The organism is Mycobacterium sp. 1165178.9 (genome assembly GCF_001673555.1).
Classification (GTDB): Bacteria; Actinomycetota; Actinomycetes; order Mycobacteriales; family Mycobacteriaceae; genus Mycobacterium.
The window spans coordinates 1-21,933 of record NZ_LZMB01000368.1 but is presented as its reverse complement, the minus strand read 5'-3'; the positions used below and the strand labels follow the sequence as shown (position 1 = coordinate 21,933).

The 21,933-nt window shown below is 66.7% G+C and carries 19 protein-coding genes and 6 pseudogenes; 15 read left to right on the top strand and 10 right to left on the bottom strand.

Features of this window, described 5'->3' with window-relative positions; all coding sequences use genetic code 11:
* A pseudogene (locus A5652_RS16025) lies at positions 1-371 on the bottom strand (bifunctional tRNA (adenosine(37)-N6)-threonylcarbamoyltransferase complex dimerization subunit type 1 TsaB/ribosomal-protein-alanine acetyltransferase RimI); the annotation flags it as partial.
* A gap of 78 nt (positions 372-449) precedes the next feature.
* Between A5652_RS16025 and rimI the strand changes: the two are divergent.
* Together rimI and tsaD are read left to right on the top strand one after the other, a co-directional pair.
* Entirely contained in the window at positions 450-917 is a 468-nt protein-coding gene (rimI, locus tag A5652_RS16020) for a ribosomal protein S18-alanine N-acetyltransferase (RefSeq protein ID WP_067353209.1), read from the top strand.
* Positions 914-1,939, top strand: coding sequence for a tRNA (adenosine(37)-N6)-threonylcarbamoyltransferase complex transferase subunit TsaD (gene tsaD, locus A5652_RS16015; RefSeq protein ID WP_067353205.1), 1,026 nt, complete (start codon positions 914-916; stop codon positions 1,937-1,939). Before rimI ends, tsaD begins: the two co-directional genes overlap by 4 nt.
* On the opposite strand, the gene A5652_RS16010 is transcribed toward tsaD, so the two are convergent.
* The gene (locus tag A5652_RS16010) at positions 1,936-2,523 is read right to left on the bottom strand and encodes a C39 family peptidase (protein ID WP_067353202.1); all 588 of its coding nucleotides are present in this window, start codon (positions 2,521-2,523) and stop codon (positions 1,936-1,938) included. The two genes, tsaD and A5652_RS16010, sit on opposite strands and share 4 nt — an antisense overlap.
* A 334-nt stretch (positions 2,524-2,857) precedes the next feature.
* Here A5652_RS16010 and groES point away from each other — a divergent pair, with 334 nt between their 5' ends.
* The 4 genes and pseudogenes from groES (at position 2,858) to A5652_RS15990 (ending at position 8,040) form a co-directional block, all read left to right on the top strand.
* Complete coding sequence (gene groES / locus A5652_RS16005) at positions 2,858-3,160, top strand: co-chaperone GroES (RefSeq protein WP_064950356.1); 303 nt, start codon at positions 2,858-2,860, stop codon at positions 3,158-3,160.
* 80 nt (positions 3,161-3,240) lie between these two features.
* Positions 3,241-4,857, top strand: coding sequence for a chaperonin GroEL (gene groL / locus A5652_RS16000; protein WP_067353198.1), 1,617 nt, complete (start codon positions 3,241-3,243; stop codon positions 4,855-4,857).
* A 55-nt stretch (positions 4,858-4,912) separates the two neighbouring features.
* A pseudogene (locus tag A5652_RS15995) lies at positions 4,913-6,440 on the top strand (adenylate/guanylate cyclase domain-containing protein).
* A 100-nt stretch (positions 6,441-6,540) separates the two neighbouring features.
* Positions 6,541-8,040: an adenylate/guanylate cyclase domain-containing protein gene (locus A5652_RS15990; RefSeq protein ID WP_067353196.1), complete on the top strand. Its 1,500-nt coding sequence runs from the start codon at positions 6,541-6,543 to the stop codon at positions 8,038-8,040.
* Between the two features lie 31 nt (positions 8,041-8,071).
* On the opposite strand, the gene A5652_RS15985 is transcribed toward A5652_RS15990, so the two are convergent.
* Positions 8,072-8,905 (bottom strand): mycofactocin-coupled SDR family oxidoreductase, encoded by an 834-nt coding sequence (locus A5652_RS15985; protein ID WP_067353194.1) that lies wholly within the window; start codon positions 8,903-8,905, stop codon positions 8,072-8,074.
* A 131-nt stretch (positions 8,906-9,036) separates the two neighbouring features.
* On the opposite strand from A5652_RS15985, the gene A5652_RS15980 reads away from it, so the two are divergent.
* The 3 genes from A5652_RS15980 (at position 9,037) to A5652_RS15970 (ending at position 12,349) form a co-directional block, all read left to right on the top strand.
* Positions 9,037-10,560 (top strand): adenylate/guanylate cyclase domain-containing protein, encoded by a 1,524-nt coding sequence (locus A5652_RS15980; RefSeq protein ID WP_067353192.1) that lies wholly within the window; start codon positions 9,037-9,039, stop codon positions 10,558-10,560.
* A 105-nt stretch (positions 10,561-10,665) separates the two neighbouring features.
* Complete coding sequence (locus tag A5652_RS15975; protein ID WP_082983932.1) at positions 10,666-11,874, top strand: FAD-dependent oxidoreductase; 1,209 nt, start codon at positions 10,666-10,668, stop codon at positions 11,872-11,874.
* A gap of 58 nt (positions 11,875-11,932) precedes the next feature.
* Positions 11,933-12,349: a Rid family hydrolase gene (locus A5652_RS15970; RefSeq protein WP_067353212.1), complete on the top strand. Its 417-nt coding sequence runs from the start codon at positions 11,933-11,935 to the stop codon at positions 12,347-12,349.
* Between the two features lie 104 nt (positions 12,350-12,453).
* Here the strand turns inward: A5652_RS15970 and A5652_RS15965 are convergent, their stop codons facing one another.
* From A5652_RS15965 to A5652_RS15955, 5 genes and pseudogenes are all read right to left on the bottom strand, one after another.
* Positions 12,454-13,215, bottom strand: a complete 762-nt coding sequence (locus A5652_RS15965; RefSeq protein ID WP_067353191.1) for a superoxide dismutase family protein — start codon at positions 13,213-13,215, stop codon at positions 12,454-12,456.
* 41 nt (positions 13,216-13,256) lie between these two features.
* Positions 13,257-13,481, bottom strand: a complete 225-nt coding sequence (locus A5652_RS15960; RefSeq protein WP_067353189.1) for a hypothetical protein — start codon at positions 13,479-13,481, stop codon at positions 13,257-13,259.
* Positions 13,482-13,507: 26 nt separating this feature from the next.
* Positions 13,508-13,998, bottom strand: a pseudogene (locus A5652_RS26870) (hemerythrin domain-containing protein).
* Positions 13,972-14,073: pseudogene (locus A5652_RS28615) on the bottom strand ((2Fe-2S)-binding protein); the annotation flags it as partial. The pseudogenes A5652_RS28615 and A5652_RS26870, both read right to left, overlap by 27 nt.
* Positions 14,074-14,291: 218 nt before the next feature.
* Positions 14,292-14,600 carry a WhiB family transcriptional regulator gene (locus A5652_RS15955; RefSeq protein WP_067353187.1) on the bottom strand — a complete coding sequence of 103 codons (309 nt, stop codon included), beginning with the start codon at positions 14,598-14,600 and terminating at the stop codon, positions 14,292-14,294.
* Between the two features lie 358 nt (positions 14,601-14,958).
* On the opposite strand from A5652_RS15955, the gene A5652_RS15950 reads away from it, so the two are divergent.
* The 3 genes from A5652_RS15950 to A5652_RS15940 all read left to right on the top strand — a co-directional run bounded on the left by A5652_RS15950 (position 14,959) and on the right by A5652_RS15940 (position 17,260).
* A complete protein-coding gene (locus A5652_RS15950) occupies positions 14,959-15,783 on the top strand; it encodes a hypothetical protein (RefSeq protein ID WP_067353185.1) in 825 nt (274 codons plus the stop codon).
* Between the two features lie 90 nt (positions 15,784-15,873).
* A complete protein-coding gene (locus A5652_RS15945; RefSeq protein ID WP_067353183.1) occupies positions 15,874-16,452 on the top strand; it encodes a sigma-70 family RNA polymerase sigma factor in 579 nt (192 codons plus the stop codon).
* Positions 16,439-17,260 (top strand): anti-sigma-D factor RsdA, encoded by an 822-nt coding sequence (locus tag A5652_RS15940; RefSeq protein WP_232001207.1) that lies wholly within the window; start codon positions 16,439-16,441, stop codon positions 17,258-17,260. Before A5652_RS15945 ends, A5652_RS15940 begins: the two co-directional genes overlap by 14 nt.
* A gap of 4 nt (positions 17,261-17,264) precedes the next feature.
* Here the strand turns inward: A5652_RS15940 and A5652_RS15935 are convergent, their stop codons facing one another.
* Entirely contained in the window at positions 17,265-17,678 is a 414-nt protein-coding gene (locus tag A5652_RS15935; RefSeq protein WP_007773416.1) for a DUF5319 domain-containing protein, read from the bottom strand.
* Positions 17,679-17,838: 160 nt separating this feature from the next.
* Between A5652_RS15935 and guaB the strand changes: the two genes are divergently transcribed.
* The 3 genes and pseudogenes from guaB to A5652_RS15920 all read left to right on the top strand — a co-directional run.
* Positions 17,839-19,434 carry an IMP dehydrogenase gene (guaB, locus tag A5652_RS15930; RefSeq protein WP_065028373.1) on the top strand — a complete coding sequence of 532 codons (1,596 nt, stop codon included), beginning with the start codon at positions 17,839-17,841 and terminating at the stop codon, positions 19,432-19,434.
* 8 nt (positions 19,435-19,442) lie between these two features.
* The gene (locus tag A5652_RS15925) at positions 19,443-20,570 is read left to right on the top strand and encodes a GuaB3 family IMP dehydrogenase-related protein (protein WP_067353177.1); all 1,128 of its coding nucleotides are present in this window, start codon (positions 19,443-19,445) and stop codon (positions 20,568-20,570) included.
* A 46-nt stretch (positions 20,571-20,616) separates the two neighbouring features.
* Positions 20,617-21,720: pseudogene (locus tag A5652_RS15920) on the top strand (GMC family oxidoreductase N-terminal domain-containing protein); the annotation flags it as partial.
* Here A5652_RS15920 and A5652_RS27675 read toward each other — a convergent pair.
* Positions 21,714-21,933, bottom strand: a pseudogene (locus A5652_RS27675) (cholesterol oxidase); the annotation flags it as partial. The pseudogenes A5652_RS15920 and A5652_RS27675 sit on opposite strands and share 7 nt — an antisense overlap.

Below are 21,933 nucleotides of genomic sequence, written 5' to 3'. Positions count from 1 at the left end.
AGCGGTTTGGCGTCGGGCCGACGCAGATACAGGGCCACCAGCGGTTCCGGGCCGACGGACCAATCGGCCACCGCCGCAACCAATCCGGCGGGTGTCGGGCAGCCCGGCTCACACACCGGCAAACCGAACAGGCCGGCGTGTTCGGGTGCGCCGGCGACGGCCGCAGCGGTACCCGCATCGACGTCGGCGGCGGCGTTGACCGCGGGTCCGTGGGTCCGTACGCCGTCGCGATACCGTGCCCAGTAAACCTCGCGCCGGCGGGCGTCGGTGACCACCAGCGTGTCCCCGGCGGTTCGCACGCCGATGGCGTCCAGGCTGCACACGCCGTGCACCGGGATGTTAAGCGCGTGCCCGTAGGCGGCGGCGGTGGCCGATTGGTCCGTCGGCCCGGAACCGCTGGTGGCCCTGTATCTGCGTCGGCCCGACGCCAAACCGCTGGCGACGCACCAATGACCGCCCACCGCGAAGCCGTGAGCTTCGGCGGCCTGACCCGGGCCGACGCGCGACGCTGCGCGGAGCTGGAGGCGCAGCTTTTCGACGGTGATGACCCCTGGCCCGCGGCGGCGTTCCACCGCGAATTAGCCAGTGCCCACAACCATTACGTGGCCGCGCGGATCGGTGAGACGCTGATCGGCTACGCCGGTATCTCGCGGCTGGGCCGCACCCCGCCCTACGAGTACGAGGTGCACACCATCGGCGTGGATCCCGCGTACCAGGGCCGGGGCATCGGCCGGCGGCTGCTCGAGGAGCTGCTGACCTTCTCCGGCGGCGGCGCCGTGTACCTGGAAGTCCGCACCGACAACGAGGCGGCCATCGGGCTATACACCAGCGTCGGGTTCGAGCAGATCGGCCTGCGCCGCCGCTACTACCGGGTCAGCGGCGCCGACGCGTACACGATGCGCAGGGTGGCGCTGTGACAACCATCCTCGCGATCGAAACCTCCTGCGACGAAACCGGAGTCGGCATCGCGCGGCTGAACGCCGACGGCACCGTGACGCTGCTGGCCGACGAGGTGGCATCCAGCGTCGACGAACACGTGCGGTTCGGCGGCGTGGTTCCCGAGATCGCCTCACGCGCGCACCTGGAGGCGTTGGGGCCCGCCATGCGCCGCGCGCTGTCGACCGCCGGCCTGGACAAGCCCGACGTCGTCGCGGCCACCATCGGGCCCGGACTGGCCGGCGCCTTGCTGGTGGGAGTGGCGGCGGCCAAAGCGTATTCGGCCGCGTGGGGGGTGCCCTTCTACGCGGTGAACCACCTGGGCGGACACCTGGCCGCCGACGTCTACGAGCACGGGCCGCTGCCCGAGTGTGTGGCGCTGCTGGTCTCCGGCGGCCACACCCATCTATTGCATGTGCGTTCGCTCGGCGACCCGATCGTCGAGCTGGGCAGCACCGTCGACGACGCCGCCGGCGAGGCCTACGACAAGGTGGCGCGGCTGCTCGGGCTGGGTTACCCGGGCGGCAGGGTTCTCGACGAGCTGGCGCGCGCTGGTGACCGCGACGCCATCGCCTTCCCGCGCGGCATGACCGGGCCGCGCGACGACCCGTACGCGTTCAGCTTCTCCGGCCTCAAGACGGCCGTCGCCCGCTACCTGGAAAGCCACCCCGACGCGGTGAACGCCGATATCGCCGCCGGGTTCCAGGAGGCCGTCGCCGACGTGCTGACCAAAAAGGCCGTGCGCGCGGCCACGGATCTCGGCGTGAATACGCTGCTGATCGCCGGCGGAGTGGCCGCGAATTCGCGGTTGCGCGAGCTGGCCGAGCAGCGCAGCGCGGCGGCCGGGCTGACACTGCGGATCCCCAAGCCGAGGCTGTGCACCGACAACGGGGCGATGATCGCGTCCTTCGCCGCGCACCTGGTGGCCGCCGGGGCGCCGCAGTCGCCGTTGGACGTGCCCAGCGACCCCGGGCTCCCGGTGGTCCGCGGGCAGGTGGTCTAGGCGACGATGAGCAGGTTGTTGCTCGTCGCCCACGCCCGGGTGAAGGTGGCCAAGGGGATCTGCTCGTTGCGGCCGTTGGGCGTGCCGCTGTCGTTCAGGTGAACGATGTTGTTGCGCGTGTCGACGCCGGTGACGACGACGGCGTGGTCGGCGTTGGTTCGCTGTCCCTGTCCCTGCGGGTAGTTCCAGATGGTTTCGGCATTGATCGCCGCGATCACCTTGCGCCCGCCGGCCAGCTCCTGCTCCATTCCTTGCAAGGTGTTGCCCGTCGTCAGCTGGGACTGAACACCGTACTTGCTCAGCAATAGGACCATGTCTTGTGGCGAGGTGCCGTCGAAAAAGTAGACACCGCCGTGGTGGGCTTCGCTTTTGGTGAACACGCCGCGTAGCTCGATGCCGACCTGGCTGGGTTCTCTACCGGTGACTTGGCCCACCACGTCGGCGACGGCCATCAGGCCGCAGTCTTCGCCGATCTGATAGCGCCAGTAGGGCGCGGCGGCTTGAGGGTTGCCGTACATCTGACCGTTCGGGTCGGCGTGGGCTGTCCCGGTCAACCCGGCAAAGACCGCCGAAAACGCCATCATGTTCGCTATAGCGGCGGCCGCGCCGTGGGCGCGTCGGATGCGCGAGTGCACGGATCAATTATTCACTTCGGCCGATTTGCGCAAGGCGACTCGCCGCGACGACCGCGACTCTGATCAGAAGCAACGGGGCGCCCTTGAGTGCTAGCACTCTCGTGTATAGAGTGCTAGGTGGCAATCGGCCAAGCCCCTGTGTCGGCACCCGCGACGACGGCGCTCGGGCGCGGACGGATGCCGAACACCTGATAACTCGGAAGGTTCGGGGTCAACCCGGACCGGCCGTCAACTCCGGTCCGGGGACTCCCGGACCCGACCCAAACACTGGAGGGCTCCAATCGTGGCGAAGGTGAATATCAAGCCACTCGAGGACAAGATTCTCGTGCAGGCCAACGAGGCCGAGACCACGACCGCGTCTGGTCTGGTCATTCCTGACACCGCCAAGGAGAAGCCGCAGGAAGGCACCGTCGTCGCAGTCGGCCCCGGCCGGTGGGACGAAGACGGCGCGAAGCGCATCCCGCTGGACGTCTCGGAAGGCGACACCGTCATCTACAGCAAGTACGGCGGCACCGAGATCAAGTACGGCGGCGAGGAGTACCTGATCCTGTCGGCACGCGACGTGCTGGCTGTCGTCTCCAAGTAAGAACCGTGTTCCGCCCCGGCGATCCCCGCGTCATGCGCGGGTGATTTCCGGGGCGGCATGCGTTTGGGTGAAGGAGCCTGATGAGCAAGATCATTGAGTACGACGAGACAGCGCGGCGCGCGATCGAGGCGGGCGTGAACACGCTCGCCGACGCGGTGCGGGTGACCCTCGGACCGCGGGGTCGGCATGTGGTGCTGGCCAAGGCATTCGGCGGTCCGGTCGTCACCAACGACGGTGTGACCGTCGCGCGTGAGATCGACCTGGAAGACCCGTTCGAGAACCTGGGCGCCCAGCTGGTGAAGTCGGTGGCGACCAAGACCAACGACGTCGCCGGCGACGGCACCACCACGGCGACCGTGCTGGCCCAGGCGCTGGTCAAGGGCGGCCTGCGGCTGGTCGCGGCCGGCGCCAACCCCATCGAACTGGGTGCGGGGATCAGCAAGGCCGCCGACGCGGTGTCCGAGGCGCTGCTGGCGTCGGCCACCCCGGTCTCCGGCAAGGACGCGATCGCACAGGTGGCGACCGTGTCGTCGCGCGACCAGCTGCTGGGTGAGCTGGTCGGCGAGGCGATGACCAAGGTCGGCGCCGATGGCGTGGTGAGCGTCGAGGAATCCTCGACGCTGAGCACCGAGCTCGAGTTCACCGAGGGCGTCGGTTTCGACAAGGGTTTCCTGTCGGCGTATTTCGTCACCGACTTCGACTCCCAGCAGGCCGTCCTGGACGAGCCGTTGATCCTGTTGCACCAGGACAAGATCAGCTCGCTGCCCGACCTGCTGCCCATGCTGGAGAAGGTCGCCGAGTCGGGCAAGCCGCTGCTGATCATCGCCGAGGACATCGAGGGCGAGGCGTTGGCGACCCTGGTCGTCAACTCCATCCGCAAGACGCTCAAGGCTGTCGCGGTCAAGGCCCCGTTCTTCGGCGACCGCCGCAAGGCGTTCCTAGAGGATCTGGCGGTGGTGACGGGTGGCCAGGTGATCAACCCCGACGCGGGCCTGCTGCTGCGTGAGGTCGGCACGGACGTGTTGGGCTCGGCCCGCCGCGTGGTGGTCAGCAAGGACGACACCGTCATCGTCGACGGCGGCGGCGCCAAGGACGCGGTGGCCAACCGTATCAAGCAGCTGCGCGCCGAGATCGAGGCGAGCGACTCCGACTGGGACCGCGAGAAACTGCAGGAGCGGCTGGCCAAGCTGGCCGGCGGCGTGGCCGTGATCCAGGTCGGAGCGGCCACCGAGACCGCGCTCAAGGAACGCAAGGAAAGCGTCGAGGATGCCGTCGCGGCCGCGAAAGCGGCTGTCGAGGAAGGCATTGTCGCGGGCGGCGGCTCGGCGCTGCTGCAGACCCGCAAGGCGCTGAAAAAGCTCCGCAAGTCCCTGAGTGACGATCAGGCACTGGGCGTCGACGTCTTCGCCGAGGCGTTGGCGGCACCGCTGTACTGGATCGCCACGAATGCCGGGCTCGACGGCGCGGTCGCGGTGCACAAGGTGACCGAGCTGCCCAACGGGCACGGGCTGAACGCGGACAAGCTGACCTACGGCGACCTGGTCGCCGACGGCGTCATCGACCCGGTCAAGGTCACCCGCTCGGCGGTGCTCAACGCGGCGTCAGTGGCCCGGATGGTCCTCACCACCGAAACGGTGGTCGTCGACAAGCCGGCCGAGGAGGAAGACGGCCACGGCCACGGTCATCACCACCACTAGGAATTGCTAGACGAAACACCCCCGGTCATGCGGCCGGGGGTGTTTTGTTTTAGGCATGGACCGCATCTGGCAGTGGGCGTGGGATCGGCACGGGCCTAGGTACTCGTGGGCCGTCTGGGCAATCGTGTTCGGCCCGATGTTGCTCGTCTACCTGCTTCTCGCGTTTTTGGTTCTCGCGTTGGAGAAGTCGGAATCACTACGTCGAGGCAGCCGCCGTCACCGGTGCCGCCGTGGCGCTGAACGCGTGCGTCGTGATTCGTCCCGGTAGCCCACGGCTCCGCATGGCGCAGCAGTGGGCCGCCGGCCGTGAGGTCGATTGTGTGAAAGCCCTGCATGACACATACACCTGGACTCGCGTGGCGGGAGTTCGAGCACTGGCGTTCGAACCTGTCTGGACCGCAGTGCTTTTGATGCTTGTCGGGGTGCTTTCCGGGGCCAGCGGGTCGCGGATATTTCAGTACGGGATTCTGGGCGCGGCTTTGGGAATCGCCATGGCGCTGATCGGGCTGCACACCTCTGTGCAGGGAGCATTGCGTCCGGTCAGGGCCGCCCTCGCCGGGGATACGGGTCTCGGCGACACGCTTCCGCGCTCTCGTCCGACATTTGCCGCGTGGTTGAACCTTTCCATGTTGGGCTCCTTGTTCACCTTCGCCGTCGGGGGCGCGATGCTGGCGGTCGTGCTGCGTAGGGCCAGTGAGGTCCCGGTGCTCTTCGTTGCAATCGGATGTTTTTGGACGATCTTGGCGGTCCCGATCACCGTAGGCGGCATCGTCTCGCCTTCCCTGCGGCCGATTCGCGACCTCGCCGAGGGGACGGAACGTGTCGCGGCGGGCGACTATTCGCAACGCTTGCCAGTGGTCCAGGACGATGACCTGGGCGCGCTGGCCGCGTCGTTCAATCGCATGCAGGCGGGATTGGCTGAGCGGCAACGGCTTCAGAGTGCGTTCGGGACCTACGTCGATCCAGCGTTGGCGGCGCGGTTGTTGCAGCAGGGCGACGACGTGTTCACCGGGGAGCGCCGCGAGGTGACGGTGATGTTCGTCGACATCCGCGACTTCACGCCGTTCGCCGAGGCGAATACCGCCGAGGACACCGTCGCGCGGCTCAATGCCTTGTTCGAGATCGTCGTGCCTGCCGTCGTCGAGGGCGGTGGGCACGTCAACAAGTTCCTCGGCGACGGGGCGCTGGCCGTGTTCGGCGCCCCCAACGACCTCGCCAATCATGCCGATGCCGCGGTAGCCGCGGCGGTTCTGATTCACCGCCTCGTGGCCGAGCGCTTCGAGGGTGCGCTTCGGATCGGCATCGGCATCAACACCGGGAAGGTGATCGCCGGAACCATCGGTGGCGGAAGCAAACTGGAGTTCACCCTGATCGGTGACACCGTCAACGTCGCGGCCCGCGTCGAGCAACTCACCAAGACCACCGGTGACGCGATCCTTCTCACCCAGCAATGCGTCGACGCCTTGGTTTCTCGACCGCCCAGCCTTCTCGCCCGGGGTGCTCACGCCCTGAAGGGCAAAGCAGCCGCCATACAAATATTCGGACTCGACCCAGCAGTGACTCCCGCCCATGACCTCGAATGAATCGTCAAACGCGAGCCAGCCGCTGGTCGAGACGAAGCGCCCGGTCATTCGGACGGGCGTTTTCGCTATTCAGGGACGTCGCGCGTTTTAATCTCGGCCCATGGAACGAATCTGGCAATGGGCATGGGATCGGCACGGAGCAAGGTACTCATGGGCTTTCTTTGCGATGGTGTGCATCCTCATGCTGTCGGGCTATCTGTTTTGGTCGTTGGCCGTCGTCGCTTTTGAGAGATCCAATCAGTACGGGCTGGCAGCCGCCGTGACGGTCGTCGCTGTAATCGCGATGACATACCTGATGGTTCTTCCTGGACGAGGTTCGGTCCATCTTGCCGAGAAGTGGGCAGCGGGGCTCGAAGTCGATCGGGTGACGGGGTTGGCCGCCACCTACATGTGGGCCCGGAGCGCGGTGGCACGATCGATCGCGGTCAACGCGGTGGGGGCCACTTTCCTTATGCTCACTGTCGCTGTGATCGCACACGCGAGTGAATGGCGGCTAGTCCAATACGGGGTGATGGGCGCGGTTCTCGGAATCGCGTTCCAGCTCATGGCAATTCATGGTTTCCTGGAATCGGCGCTGCGACCTGTCAGAGCCGCTCTCGCTGGTGACACCGGCGCCGGCGACGCTATGCCCCGCGCTCGTCCGTCCTTTACCGCATGGTCGAACGTCTCGGTGCTCGCGTCCACTTTTGCATTTGCGGCTGGAGCCACGATGCTCGCCGCTGTATTCCGCTGGGCCAGCGAATTTCCCGTACTGTCAGTGGCGACCGCAGGTGCGTTGACGCTTGCGTATGCGGTGCCGATCACCGTCGGTGCGACCCTGCTGCCATCGTTGTCGCCTATCCGTGACCTCGCCCATGCAACTGAACGTGTTGCGGCGGAAAACTACAGTCAGCGGCTGCCGGTGGTTCAGGACGACGACCTCGGTGCGTTGGCGGCGTCGTTCAATCGGATGCAGGCGGGATTGGCTGAGCGGCAGCGACTTCGGGCGGCGTTCGGAACCTACGTCGATCCGGCGTTGGCGGCGCGGCTGTTGCAGCAGGGCGATGACGTGTTCACCGGCGAGCGCCGCGAGGTGACTGTGATGTTCGTCGACATCCGCGACTTCACCCCATTCGCCGAGGCGAATAGCGCCGAGGACACCGTCGCCCGCCTCAACACGCTGTTCGAGATCGTCGTGCCTGCTGTCGTCGGCGCTGGGGGGCACGTCAACAAGTTCCTCGGTGACGGCGCGCTCGCTGTGTTCGGCGCCCCGAACGATCTTCCGGGTCATGCAGATGCGGGGGTCAACGCCGCTGTGTTGATTCATCGTCTCGTCGGTGAGCGGTTCGGCGGGACGCTTCGGATTGGCATCGGGATCAATACCGGTTGGGTGATCGCCGGGACTATCGGCGGGGGCGGCAAGTTGGAGTTCACCTTGATAGGCGACGCCGTCAACGTGGCCGCACGCGTCGAGCAGCTCACCAAGACCACCGGTGACGCCATCCTTCTCACCCAGCAGTGCGCCGACGCCTTGGCGTCTCGACCGCCCGGACTCGTCGACCGGGGAATGCATGCCCTGAAGGGTAAGTCAGCCGGGGTGCAGGTCTTCGGACTCGGTTAAGCGGGTTCAGTACCCGGGCTGAACGCGCGACCTACTTGACCGAGATTCCGCCGTCGACCGGCAGCGTGACTCCGGTGATGTAGCGGCCCGAGCGCCCACAGAGGTAAACCATCGCCTCGCTCACATCCGCGGCTTCGATGAGCTCGACGGGCAGCGGCGCCTGCAGCGCGGATGCGCCTTCGGGGTGCTCGGCCATCAATTGGGCAAATTGTTCGTTGACGATCATCGGCGTCGCGACCCCGGTCGGATGCACCGTATTGACCCGAATGTTCTTCTCCGCCAGCGAGGTTGCGTAGTACCTCATCAGGCCGACCACCCCGTGTTTGGCGGCCTGATAGCCGGCCAAGCCGTGGCTCCGGCCGCTGAACGTCGGGCACAGGCTGTTCAACCCGGCAGTCGAGCTCGTGATCACAATGGCCCCGCCCTCGCCGTGGTCGAGCATCGCGGGCAGGGCGGCCTCGATCGTGTAGTACACGCCGTTGAGCAACACGTTCACCGAATCGACGTAGGCGGCGATGTCATAGCGTTGTTCGCCGACCGCCGGGAGGATCCCGGCGTTGGCGAGTATGAAGTCGACTCTGCCCAACTCGGCCAGGCCGTTCGCGACGGCGGACCTCAGGCTCCGGAAGTCGCGGACGTCGCCTTGCTCCGCGACGATTCGGCGACCGGTCTTTTCGACCAGGTTGATCGTCTCGTCGAGATCCTCGCGGGTCGTCATCGGGTAGGCGACGCTGTCGATCTGACCGCAGAGGTCGAACGCGATGATGTCCGCGCCCTCCTCTGCGAACCGAATCGCATGCGACCGTCCTTGTCCACGCGCGGCGCCGGTGATGAACGCGACCTTGCCATCGAATTGGTTCGACATGACGATCTCCCTCCGGGTGTGAACTGAGTATCCGCCCGGAGTCTTGGCTTTGATCGGGTAATCGACTCCTCAATCTCTCCGGGAGGGCGATTTTCGTCAGCTCAAGGGCCCTGCCCGTTTAATCTCGCGCCATGGACCGTATTTGGCAATGGTTGTGGGATCGGCACGGCCCGCACTACTCGTGGGCGATCGGCGCGGTTCTCTTGCCCCTGATGCTGCCGATCTTCCTTCTTCCGTCGTTCTGTGTCGTCGCTCTCGAGGGGTCTGATCGATACGTTGAGACCGCCGCGGTGAACGTTGTCGCCGCGCCGGTGCTGGTATACGTGCTCGTACTTCCCGGCGTGGGCCTGAGTCGGCTCGCAGATCGGTGGGCGGCCGGTCAGAATATCGATCCGGCCAGGGCGTTGGACTCCACCTATAGGTGGGCTCGTCGCACCATCGCTCGAGCGGTGCTGGGCACCGCCGCCTGGGCTGCCCTGTTGTTGGTCGTCGTCGGTTTCATCGCCGGGGCGACGGGTTGGCGGCTTGTCCATTACGGAATCATGGGCGCCGCACTCGGCACCGGCGTGCAACTGATCGGTGTGCACAGTTTCGTGGAAGCCGCGCTGCGGCCGGTCAGGTCCGCTATCGCCGGCGGCACGGGGATCGGTGACTCGTTGCCTCGCTCTCGCCCGAGCTTTGCGACATGGGCAAAGGCCTCGATGCTCGGGGTCGCGTTCGTATTCGCCCTCTCGGGTGCGTTGCTGATGGCGGTTTTCGGGCGGGCTGGACACTTTGCGCTGCTCTCCCTCGTGATCGCGATCGGGATGATCCTTTGCTTCGGCATACCGATCACCGTCGCCGCAGTCTTCGCGCCTTCTTTGCGGCCGATCCGCGACCTCGCCGAAGGAACGGAACGTGTTGCGCTGGGCCGCTATAGCCAGCGCCTGCCCGTCGTTCAGGACGACGACCTCGGCGCGCTGGCCGCGTCATTCAATCGCATGCAGTCGGGATTGGCTGAGCGGCAACGGCTTCAGAGCGCGTTCGGGACCTACGTCGACCCGGCCCTGGCGGCCCGGTTGCTGCAGCAGGGCGATGACGTGTTCACGGGGGAGCGCCGTGAGGTGACGGTGATGTTCGTCGACATCCGTGACTTCACCCCGTTCGCCGAGGCGAATAGCGCGGAGGATACGGTTGCGCGTCTCAACGCGGTGTTCGAGATCGTCGTTCCCGCCGTCGTCGATGCCGGCGGGCATGTGAACAAATTCCTCGGTGACGGTGCCTTGGCGGTCTTCGGTGCTCCGAACGAACTCGCGAATCACGCCGATGCCGCGGTGGCCGCGGCGGTGCTGATCCAGCGCCTCGTGGCCGAGCGATTCGGCGGCGAGCTTCGGATCGGCATCGGCATCAACACCGGGAAGGTGATCGCGGGAACCATCGGTGGCGGAAGCAAGCTGGAGTTCACCCTGATCGGTGACACGGTCAACGTCGCCGCCCGCGTCGAGGAGCTCACCAAGACCACCGGGGACGCGATCCTTCTCACCCGGCGGTCAGTCGATGCGCTGCCCTCCCTGCCAATCGGACTGACGGACAGGGGATTTCACGCCCTGAAAGGTAAGTCAGCTGAGGTACAGCTCTACGGGCTCGACCCGCAGGACCCGCATCGCTTCACCTGAAGCAACGTCGCGACGTTACGCACGAACGCGTCGGCGAAGACGCCGCAGGCGGTGTCGATTGGGTAGTGTGCAATGTGCTTCCATACTCCACGAGGAATTCCGAGCATGACGCGAGTGATGCAGACCCAGGTATGCGTTGCCGGAGGCGGTCCCGCCGGCATCGTTCACGCCTTGCTGCTGGCGCGGGCCGGAATCCGGGTCGTCGTCCTGGAGAAGCACAACGACTTTCTGCGCGACTTCCGCGGCGACACCGTGCACCCGACCACCCTGCGAATCATGGACGAGCTGGGGTTCATCGACGAGTTCCTGCGTCTACCGCACACCAAGATCGACCGCGTCGCCTTCGACACCGACGGTTCGATTCGCACCTTCGGCAACTTCAAAGTGCTCAAGCGGCTCGGGTTCAGACAGCCCTACATCGCCATGATGCCGCAGTGGGACTTCCTCGACTTCATCGCCGAAAAGGCGTCCGCCTACCCGGAATTCACCCTGCTCCGCAACGCGGAGGTCACCGGCCTGGTATTCGACGGCGATCGGGTGACCGGGGTGCGCACGCCGGATCTTCAGGTTCGCTCCGAGCTGGTCATCGCCGCCGACGGGCGCAAGTCCGCGGTGCGCGCCGCCGCAGGGCTACAGACCGCTGCGGCGCACTCCCCGATGGACGTGCTGTGGTTTCGGCTGAAGTGGCGGCCCGGCGATCCTCAAGAACTCTTCGGCGTGGCCCGTAAAGGCCTGATGATGGTCATGATCTACCGGGGCGACTATTGGCAAGTCGCCTATCTGGTGCCCAAGGGCTCGAATCCCCGGCGCGGATCCTTGAAGGAGTTCAAGGAGCGGATGGTCACCGCGCAGCCGCGACTGCGTGAGCACGTCGATGACTTGAGCTCCTGGGATGACACCAGCGAGCTCGACGTGCGGGTGGACCGCCTCGAGACGTGGTGGCGTACCGGGCTGTTGTGCATCGGCGATGCCGCGCATGCGATGTCGCCGGCCGGCGGCGTCGGGATCAACCTTGCGGTCGCCGATGCGGTCGCCGCGGCCAACATCTTGTGCGCCCCGCTGCGACACGGCCGGGTGACCGACAACGATCTCGCAAACGTGCAGCGCCGGCGCGAGCTGCCCACGCGGATCATCCAGGCTTTTCAGGTGCTCGTGCAGGACAACGTGGTCGCGCCCAATTTGAACGGCGACCTGTCCACGATCCGCGTCCCAAGGATCGTGGGATTCGGCCCGCTGCAGGCGATTCCGCCGCTTTTCGTCGGGCGCGGTTTCCGTCCCGAGCATGTCCGCACGCCGGACGTACACACGCTTTAGCACGTGGATTCCGGTCAAGAGCCCGCCCGCGGTGCCGTCGGCGACCAAGATGGGCCACATGGGTAGGCCGATATTTTCTGTCACTCCTGGCTATGGCGACCACCAGCTGCGGGAGTTCCACTATGCACAGGCTGTTCGATACGGCGACCGGATAGAGACCGCCGGTCAAGGAGGTTGGGACGAGGGCTGGCACTATCCCGAATCGGTTCGCGACGAAATCATTCAGGCCTTCGACAACGTCGAACAAACGTTGGTGACAGCTGGAGCCTCCTGGCGCGACGTGGTGCACGTGCACTCCTACCACGTGCCGGACCCCGACGGCCAGATCGGGCGCGAGCACCTGGACACGATGGTCGAACAGTTCCGCCGGCGCATGGGCGACCGCGCGCCCCTGTGGACATGCATCGGCGTGGCCGCATTGGCGAGTCCACAGATGCGCGTCGAGATTCAAGTCACCGCCGTCGATGGGTCGTGACTAGCACGTTGCGGCGGGGGCGGGCGGTGCAAAAGCGCCAAGCGTGCGAAACACCCCCGTTCCCTTGCGGATCGGGGGTGTTCCCTTTCATGGTGGCTTGAGCGTCAGCGCCCGGGCGGATAGTACTGCGGAGTCGTCACGGTCGTCGTCGGCGTGGACGTCGTGGTCGGGGTGCTGGTGACCGTCACGGTGCTGGTGCTGGTGCTGGTGGACGCCGGTGGCACGACGGTGGTGGTGGTGCTGGTCGTGACGCTGGTGGTCGATGACGTGGTCGTCGCCGACGACGCCGCGATCACACCGCAGGCCAGGCGCTTGCCCGATTCACCTGTGGGGGCGGTGGTGCCCAGATTGTCCGCGGTCTGGTGGATGATCAGCGAGGTGCCCGAGCTGTTCCTCAGGTCGGCGGAGGTAAACGAGTTACTGGTGGTGACCAGTTTCGCCGAGCCGTCGGAGCGTACCTGCAAGGCCGTTAGATCGCCGCTGGCGGGATAACCCGTGTGATCGGCAGCCTGATAGACGCTTCCGGCGGAGTCGAAGTCGCCGGTCGAGCCCCCGCTCGGCGCAGCCGAATTGGCCTCGCACTTGCCCACGGCGTGGATTTGCAACCCGTGGAAGCCGGGGCTGAGCACATGGTTGGGGCCGGCTTCCACGGTCACCGTCGCGTAGCCGTTGGCAAATTCGAAGGTGGCATTGGCCACCGGACTGCCATCGGCGGTCTTCAGTTGGGTGGTCAGCCTCTCCGCCCCGGAAGTCGAACTGGTCAGCGGCGATGTGTTGGGCTGACTGCCTTGCTGATTCGAGCATGCGGCTAGCGGTGCGACGGTCGCGGTGAGCGCCGCGACCGCAAAACATGCGGCCTTGTTCATTTGCGGTGCCTACCCACATCAGCCCGCGCTGAAACGACGAGCTACCGGGCGGGCTTGCGCACCTCACCGGCCAGGTCGCGGTAGTCCCAGACCAAATCCTTAACCTCCTGCACGGCCCGGGCCGCCGCCCCGGCGACCAGGCCCACGATGCGCCCGAGATGCGTCGCCGTCGTGTTCACGGCCTCAAAGGCGTTGTCAATAGCGCGTTCTGACACTTTGTCGGGCATCCGGTTCCCCTCGGGTAGGCGTTCATATTCGGTGAACACTTGTATACAGTAATCTACGGACCCGCCTACGTCCTCAGGGAGCTCAACAGCGCCTTGCGGCTGCGGACACGGAACTTGTTGATGGGGGACTGATGCGGCGATGCGCTCTGCCATGCGATTTCCCAGCGCGTCGAGCATGTCCTCACTCAAATCTATTGGAGCCGGGCATAAGTCGCGCTCCTCTTCGCTGGCGTGGGCGTCCAGAACCGTGACAAACGAACCCCATTCGTCGGCGTATTCCGGCGCGGTGGGTGGCGTGCGCAGCAACACCGCCTGCTGGTCCCCATACCTGCCTGTGTTCCGCGTGGGCGATGGCGACCAGTGCGCCGGCCTGCGCTACCGCCGGGAAGAACAGGTCGTCCTCGATGCGCATGTGAATGTCCAGCTCGATCAGCAGCTCATCCAGCGCCCTTTGCCGCTCGTCGCTATCCAACGGCATGTCGGTGATCTTCGTGCAGTGATCCCGCAGAACTCTGTGATGCTCGAAGCACCGATCCCACCACGACGCCGCATACAGCGCGGTCGCGAGCGCGTTGAGCGCGCCATGAACAAGGCCGATCCGACGCGACTGCTCATGGGTGTGCTGCCAGTCCCGCGCATTTCAGCACCGCAGGCCCGGTACCGCGGATCCGATTTTCGAAACGTCGCCACCGATTCATCACGCCCCTCCGGCGTAGGCGAGAGCCGGCGTGACGCAACGGGCTCGACGCCGCGTCGACTAGGACCACGACCCGGCCGGCCTGGTCCATGTGGACACGGATTGACCCCGTGGATCGTTCACCCGCGCCGGGGTCGAATCAGGGGCGGCGGCTAGGCCGAGCGGGGGATGGCGCGCCCGCGCCCGATATCGCCCTTGAGCAACATGTCGCGCTCGGACTCCGACAGACCGCCCCAAACCCCGTAGGGCTCACCGACTTCGAGGGCGTGCGAGCGGCACTCCTGAATCACCGGACACTGCCGGCACATTTCCTTGGCGCGCTGCTCGCGTTGCATGCGCGCCCGGCCGCGCTCGCCGTCGGGGTGGAAGAACATCGATGAGTCAACGCCGCGGCACAAGCCCTGCAGTTGCCAATTCCAGATGTCGGCGTTGGGTCCAGGTAGCTGTTCCGGCTGTGGCATTGGTTCGTTCCCTCTCTGCACCGTCCGCTCGAGGTCAGGTTCGTAAAAGCGATTAGTGCAACTTAAATTAAGTGGAGTGGGGTCACCGATGACTACCCGTCATGCGTAGACGTTAGGGGCGACGGTGAATTTCCGTCAATAGCCACTTAGCCCGACAAACTATGTGCCCGTTGGAGCAGAATTAACTTTGCGTTCATCTGTATTGAAAATGTGAAACGGGAGCCGTGCTACCAGGCAGTTGATCGAAACGGGATTTCCCAGCTCAGCGCACGGGCGAGGGATAAGGCAAATTTATCCATAGGCTATAGTGCTTAACGGTTCGGTAACATGAAGACCACAAACTGTTTACTACATCATTGTGATTGAAACTCGTCACACTTCCCTGCCGGCCCGGCGGTTGGCCGACGCCGCCTTCGGGGACCAACCCGGTAGCTGGCCGCTGCCCTCGGCGACGACGCCGGCCCAACTGTGGCTTCGTGCCGTCGCGGCCGGGGGGCAGGGACGCTATGGCGCTGCCTTCCGCGACCTCGCGGCGCTGCGGCGCGGCCCGGCGCCCGGGCGGCTGGTGTCGTTGGGCATGAGCACGCAGGGGTCGTTCCTGCGCCAACTCGGTTGGCACACCTTGGCCCGGGGCTGGGACGGGCGCGCCCTCGCGCTGGCCGCCGGGGATCCCGAGGCGGGCGCCGACGCCCTCATCGGGCTGGCCGCCGACGCGTTGGGCGTCGGGCGGTTCGCGGCCGCCGAGACGCTGCTGGCGCGTGCCGAGCCGCTGCTGGCATCGCCCGACCATGCGGTGCCCGACCGGCTGCCGGTGCGTCGGCGATGGGTGGCCGCCGAGCTGGCGATGGCGCGCGGCGACGGCGACGCCGCCGTCCGTCTTGCCGGCGAAGGGGCGAAGCTGGCGTCGGCCATGGCCGTCGCGTCGCCACGGCACCGGGCGAAAAGCGAAGTGGTGCTGGCCGCCGCGCTGTGCTGCGCGGGCAAACTCGAGCGGGCCCGCACCGTCGCCGACGCCGCGCTGCAGACCACCGAACGGTTGGGGCTGCTTCCACTTCGTTGGGCGCTGGCTTGCTTGCTGATCGATATCGAAAGTGTCACGGTTCCAACGCATCAGCTACACGAAATCCGCGATGTCTGCGCAGGCCAGGTGCGGCGCGCCGGTGGGACGTGGCGTTCCGCTTGAAACGGCTCTCGGCCCGTTATCGTCATTTCGTAAGTTAGCCCGATTGGGCCGCGATGTGTCCGCTTCGTAACGTTGGAGAGATCACCGTCGATGACAATTCCAGCAGGGGAACGTCTCGACGCTGTGGTAGCCCAGGCCGTCACCGGAGACCACAACGCATTGAGGGAGGTGCTGGAGACCATCCGTCCGATCGTCGTGCGATATTGCCGAGCGCGTGTCGGCACGGTCGATCGGGGTGGCCTGTCAGCGGATGACGTGGCACAGGAGGTGTGCTTGGCGACTATCACGGCACTGCCGCGTTATCGCGATCGCGGACGCCCATTTCTGGCCTTCCTGTACGGCATCGCGGCCCACAAGGTCGCCGATGCGCACCGGGCCGCCGGACGCGATCTGGCCTATCCCACCGACACGATTCCCGAGCGGTGGTCAAACGACGCGGGACCCGAACAGCTTGCGATCGAAGCCGATTCGGCGAGCCGGATGAGCGAAATGCTCGAGATCCTGCCCGCCAAGCAGCGCGAGATCCTGATCCTGCGTGTCGTCGTCGGTCTGTCCGCCGAGGAGACCGCTGCCGCGGTCGGCAGCACCACCGGGGCGGTCCGGGTTGCCCAGCACCGCGCACTGTCGCGGTTGAAGTCCGAGATGATCGCGGCAGGTGACTGTGCCTGAATCCCTGGATGAATTCGCCCGCACCGACCTGCTGCTCGATGCGCTCGCCCAGCGCCGACCGGTGGACGTCGAGGATCCCGACGTCGACGTGCTGACCTCTTTGCTGGAGGACTGGCGCGACAACCTGAGGTGGCCGCCGGCCAGCGCGCTGGTGACGCCCGAAGAGGCGGTGCAGGCGTTGCGGACCGGACTGGCCGAGCGCCGGCGGGGCCATCGTGGCCTGGCCGTCATCGGGTCGGTCGCTGCGGCGCTGATAGTGCTCAGCGGCTTTGGCGCCATGGTGGTCGAGGCCCGGCCCGGCGGCACCCTGTACGGATTGCACGCGATGTTCTTCGACGAGCCCCAGGTGCACGGAAGTCAAGAAATGCTGGCCGCCAAGGCCGACCTGGCGAAGGTCCAGGAATCGATCGACCGGGGTCAGTGGGACCAGGCCAAGAATCAACTGACCGAGGTAAGCAGCCTGGTGCAGTCGATCGGCGACCCAGCCAGCAAACAAGACCTGACGAACCAGCTGAAGCTGTTGAACGCCAAGGTCGATGCGCGCGACGCGAACGCCACGCTGCCGGTTGCCCCGCCCCCCTTGGCGCCACCCGCGCCTGCCACCGTGATTTCCGCGCCCGCCACCGCGATTCCCGCGGCGCCGCCCTCCACCGCGATTCCGGCGGCGCCGCCCGGCGCCTCGGTCGCACCGACGAAGGCGGCAACGCCCGCGCCGGTCAGCCCGCCGAGCGTGCCGCCGAGTCCGGGCAAGCATCACCATCACGGCCAGACGCCGCCCCCGGTGGCGCCGCTAAGCCCGAATCAGTGAATGATCAGTGCCGGCGGTGGAAACCGTCGGCGTCTGACGTCGCCTCATTCAGCGACGCGTCCGCATAGCCCCGGCAGTAATCCCACGTGACGTAGGCATCCGGCTCGGGGTCGTAGGCGGGCTCGTGCGGACGCACGGTCCCGTCGATCAGCAGCTGCAGCAGGTTCGCGCGCAGCATGTCCCAGTCATGGTAGTGATCTTGCTGACATTCGTCGCAGCACACCACAAGTCCGCGAATGCCCTTGTGCGCCAGCAGTGCTTCGTACACGGCCAGATCGGCGAGGTCGGCCTCGACGGCCATCCGCTCCTGTTGATCGAGGGGCTGGCCGGGCTCGACGGCTTCCAGCGCAGCCGACGGATCACAGGGGTCGTCGGCGAAAGGATCGGGCGGCAAACCCGGTGGGAGGTGGTCGCGCACGCCCCTAGCCTACGCAGCCCGCCCGGGATAACGCCAGCAGGGAGCCCACGCGCCATTCCCTTCGTTTGGTGCGGGCGGCGCGCCCGAGCAAGCGAACTACGGCGGGAGGCGAGCCGATAGGATGGGTCTCTCACGCCGCATCGTATGGAGGGCGCAGGAGATGACCCGTGGCACGTCCCACCTGGAGGACAGCTCTGACCTCGTTGGCAGTGCTTATGTGCGGGTAGGTGGCCTGGTCGATGACCCGGTGCCCACCGGAGGCGACAACCCGCACAAGATCGCCATGCTCGGGCTGACGTTCGACGACGTGTTGCTGCTGCCCGCGGCCTCCGACGTGGTCCCCGCTACCGCAGACACTTCCAGCCAGCTCACCAAGAAGATCAGGCTGAAGGTGCCGCTGGTGAGTTCGGCGATGGACACCGTCACCGAGTCGCGGATGGCCATCGCGATGGCACGGGCCGGCGGCATGGGTGTGCTGCACCGCAACCTGCCGGTTGCCGAGCAGGCCGGCCAGGTCGAGATGGTCAAACGTTCGGAGGCCGGCATGGTCACCGATCCGGTCACCTGCCGCCCGGACAACACCTTGGCCCAGGTCGACGCGATGTGCGCGCGGTTCCGGATCTCCGGGTTGCCGGTGGTCGACGAGTCGGGCGCGCTGGTCGGCATCATCACCAACCGCGATATGCGGTTCGAGGTCGACCAGACCAAGAAGGTCGCCGAGGTGATGACCAAGGCCCCGCTGATCACCGCGCAGGAGGGCGTGTCCGCCGACGCCGCCCTGGGCCTGCTGCGGCGCCACAAGATCGAGAAGCTGCCCATCGTCGACGGCCACGGCCGGCTGACCGGTCTGATCACCGTCAAGGATTTCGTCAAGACCGAACAACACCCGCTGGCCACCAAGGACAGTGACGGCAGGCTGCTGGTGGGCGCCGCCGTCGGCGTCGGGGGTGACGCCTGGGTGCGCGCGATGATGCTGGTCGACGCCGGGGTCGACGTGCTGATCGTGGACACCGCGCACGCGCACAACCGGCTGGTGCTCGACATGGTCGGCAAGCTCAAGGCCGAGGTGGGCGAGAAGGTCGAGGTGATCGGCGGCAACGTCGCCACCCGCTCGGCGGCCGCGGCCCTGGTCGCCGCCGGTGCCGACGCGGTGAAGGTAGGCGTGGGGCCGGGCTCGATCTGCACCACCCGGGTGGTGGCCGGCGTCGGCGCACCACAGATCACGGCGATTCTGGAGGCGGTCGCGGCCTGCGGCCCGGCGGGCGTTCCGGTGATCGCCGACGGTGGCCTGCAGTACTCCGGCGACATCGCCAAGGCGCTGGCCGCGGGCGCGTCGACGGCCATGCTGGGCTCGCTGCTGGCGGGCACCGCCGAAGCCCCGGGCGAGCTGATCTTCGTCAACGGCAAGCAGTTCAAGAGCTATCGGGGGATGGGGTCATTGGGCGCGATGGCCGGCCGCGGTTCGGGAAGCGGCAAGTCGTACTCCAAGGACCGCTACTTCGCCGACGACGCGCTCTCGGAAGACAAATTGGTGCCGGAGGGGATCGAGGGCCGGGTGCCCTTCCGCGGCCCGCTGTCGTCGGTGATCCACCAGCTGACCGGCGGCCTGCGCGCGGCGATGGGATACACCGGCTCGCCGAGCATCGAGGCGCTGCAACAGGCGCAATTCGTCCGGATCACGGCGGCGGGCTTGAGGGAAAGCCACCCGCACGACGTCGCGATGACGGTCGAAGCCCCCAACTACTACGCACGCTGAGGCCGGAGATGGTCGAGATCGGGATGGGCCGCGTCGCCCGTCGCAGTTATGAACTGAGCGAAATCAGCATCGTGGCCTCCCGGCGCACCCGCTCGTCGCAGGACGTGTCGACGGCCTGGCAGCTGGACGCCTACCGGTTCGAGATCCCGGTGCTGGCCCATCCGACCGACGCGCTGGTGTCGCCGGAGTTCGCGATCGAACTCGGCAAGCTCGGTGGTCTGGGCGTGCTCAACGGCGAGGGACTGATCGGTCGGCACGCCGATGTCGAGGCGAAGATCGCGCAGCTGGTCGAGGCCGCCAGCAAGGAGCCCGAACCGTCTGCGGCGATCCGGCTGCTGCAGGAGTTCCACGCGGCACCACTGAACCCTGACCTGCTGGGCGCCGCGGTCGCCCGGATCCGGGAGGCGGGGGTCACCACGGCAGTGCGGGTCAGTCCGCAAAATGCGCAGGCGCTGACGCCGGTGCTGGTGCAGGCCGGTATCGACCTGCTGGTCATCCAGGGCACCATCGTCTCGGCCGAGAGGGTGGCCAGCGATGGCGAACCGCTGAACCTCAAGACCTTCATCTCCGAGCTCGACGTGCCGGTGGTCGCCGGCGGCGTGCAAGACCACCGCACCGCGCTGCACCTGATGCGCACCGGCGCGGCCGGCGTCATCGTCGGCTATGGCGCGACCAGGGGAGTGACCACCAGCGATGAGGTGCTGGGCATCAGCGTGCCGATGGCCACCGCGATCGCCGACGCCGCCGCCGCGCGGCGCGAGTACCTCGACGAGACCGGCGGCCGCTACGTGCACGTCTTGGCCGACGGCGACATCCACACCTCGGGCGAGCTGGCGAAGGCGATCGCCTGCGGCGCCGACGCGGTGGTGCTCGGCACGCCGCTCGCCGAGTCCGCCGAGGCGCTGGGCGAGGGATGGTTCTGGCCGGCCGCCGCTGCGCACCCATCGCTGCCGCGCGGGGCGCTGCTGCAGATCGCCGTCGGCGAGCGCCCGCCGCTGCATCAGGTGCTCAACGGGCCATCCGACGACCCGTTCGGCAGCCTCAACCTGGTCGGCGGGCTGCGCCGGTCGATGGCCAAGGCCGGCTATTGCGACCTCAAGGAGTTCCAGAAGGTCGGCCTGACCGTCGGGAGCTGACTGCGGGCGCTGGCTTGTTACCTGCGGGTAAGGCCATACTGGTGCGATGAAGCCGGATTACGACGTACTCATCATCGGTTCGGGTTTCGGGGGCAGCGTCAGCGCGTTGCGGCTGACGGAAAAGGGCTACCGCGTTGGCGTACTCGAGGCCGGCCGCCGATTCGAGGACAAGGACTTTGCCGAGACGTCCTGGGAGCTGCGCAAGTTTTTGTGGGCCCCGAAGCTGGGATGCTACGGAATCCAGCGCATCCACCCGCTGAAGAATGTGCTGATCCTGGCCGGCGCCGGGGTGGGCGGCGGCTCACTGAACTACGCCAACACCCTGTATGTGCCGCCGGAACCGTTCTTCAACGACCCGCAGTGGAAGCACATCACCGACTGGCGCGACGAGCTGATGCCGCACTACGAGCAGGCCAAGCGGATGCTCGGCGTGGTGGAGAACCCGACCTTCACCGACGCCGACCGGATCGTCAAACAGGTCGCGGACGAGATGGGCTGTGGCGACACGTTCGTGCCGACGCCGGTCGGCGTGTTCTTCGGCCCGGACGGCACGAAGGCCCCGGGCAAGACCGTGCCGGACCCGTACTTCGGGGGCGCCGGGCCGGAGCGCACCGGATGCCTGGAATGTGGTTGCTGCATGACCGGCTGCCGCTACGGTGCCAAGAACACCCTGCTGAAGAACTACCTCGCTCTCGCGGAATCTGCTGGGGCGCAGGTGATTCCGATGACTACGGTGAAGCGCTTCGAGCAGCGTCCCGACGGGCTGTGGGAAGTTCGCACCGTGCGCACCGGCAGTTGGCTGCGCCGCGACCGGCGCACCTACACGGCGAAGCATGTGGTCCTGGCCGCCGGAACCTGGGGCACCCAGCATCTGCTGTTCAACATGCGCGATCAGGGTCTGTTGCCCCGCCTCTCGAATCGGCTGGGCATGCTCACCCGCACCAATTCCGAGTCCATCGTCGGCGCCGGCAAGCTCGAGGTCGACCCGGACCTCGACCTGACGCACGGGGTGGCGATCACGTCGTCGATCCACCCGACGTCGGACACCCACATCGAACCGGTCCGGTATGGCAAGGGCTCCAACGCGATGGGGCTGCTGCAGACGCTGATGACCGACGGGACCGGCCCCGAGGGCAGCGATGTGCCGCGCTTGGTGTAGGTAGTGATGGAGTTGTCCAGGTGCTGCATGACCAGGGCGATCAGCGTGCGTTCGCTCCACTGACTGACGTTGAGCAGCCGCATCATGCGACGCGGATCGTCACGAGCCTGGTCCCACAGCTGCTTCCAGCGCGGCACATCGCTGCCCTCGGGGCCGGTCCCGTCGGTCATCAGCGTCTGCAGCAGCCCCATCGCGTTGGAGCCC

Bases quoted from the DNA above. Each gene is read 5' to 3' on its own strand.
- rimI (WP_067353209.1), top strand. From the start codon at position 450: ATGACCGCCCACCGCGAAGCCGTGAGCTTCGGCGGCCTGACCCGGGCC.
- A5652_RS16010 (WP_067353202.1), bottom strand. From the start codon at position 2,523: ATGATGGCGTTTTCGGCGGTCTTTGCCGGGTTGACCGGGACAGCCCAC.
- groL (WP_067353198.1), top strand. From the start codon at position 3,241: ATGAGCAAGATCATTGAGTACGACGAGACAGCGCGGCGCGCGATCGAG.
- A5652_RS15990 (WP_067353196.1), top strand. From the start codon at position 6,541: ATGGAACGAATCTGGCAATGGGCATGGGATCGGCACGGAGCAAGGTAC.
- A5652_RS15985 (WP_067353194.1), bottom strand. From the start codon at position 8,905: ATGTCGAACCAATTCGATGGCAAGGTCGCGTTCATCACCGGCGCCGCG.
- A5652_RS15980 (WP_067353192.1), top strand. From the start codon at position 9,037: ATGGACCGTATTTGGCAATGGTTGTGGGATCGGCACGGCCCGCACTAC.
- A5652_RS15975 (WP_082983932.1), top strand. From the start codon at position 10,666: ATGACGCGAGTGATGCAGACCCAGGTATGCGTTGCCGGAGGCGGTCCC.
- A5652_RS15970 (WP_067353212.1), top strand. From the start codon at position 11,933: ATGGGTAGGCCGATATTTTCTGTCACTCCTGGCTATGGCGACCACCAG.
- A5652_RS15965 (WP_067353191.1), bottom strand. From the start codon at position 13,215: ATGAACAAGGCCGCATGTTTTGCGGTCGCGGCGCTCACCGCGACCGTC.
- A5652_RS15955 (WP_067353187.1), bottom strand. From the start codon at position 14,600: ATGCCACAGCCGGAACAGCTACCTGGACCCAACGCCGACATCTGGAAT.
- A5652_RS15945 (WP_067353183.1), top strand. From the start codon at position 15,874: ATGACAATTCCAGCAGGGGAACGTCTCGACGCTGTGGTAGCCCAGGCC.
- guaB (WP_065028373.1), top strand. From the start codon at position 17,839: ATGACCCGTGGCACGTCCCACCTGGAGGACAGCTCTGACCTCGTTGGC.
- A5652_RS15925 (WP_067353177.1), top strand. From the start codon at position 19,443: ATGGTCGAGATCGGGATGGGCCGCGTCGCCCGTCGCAGTTATGAACTG.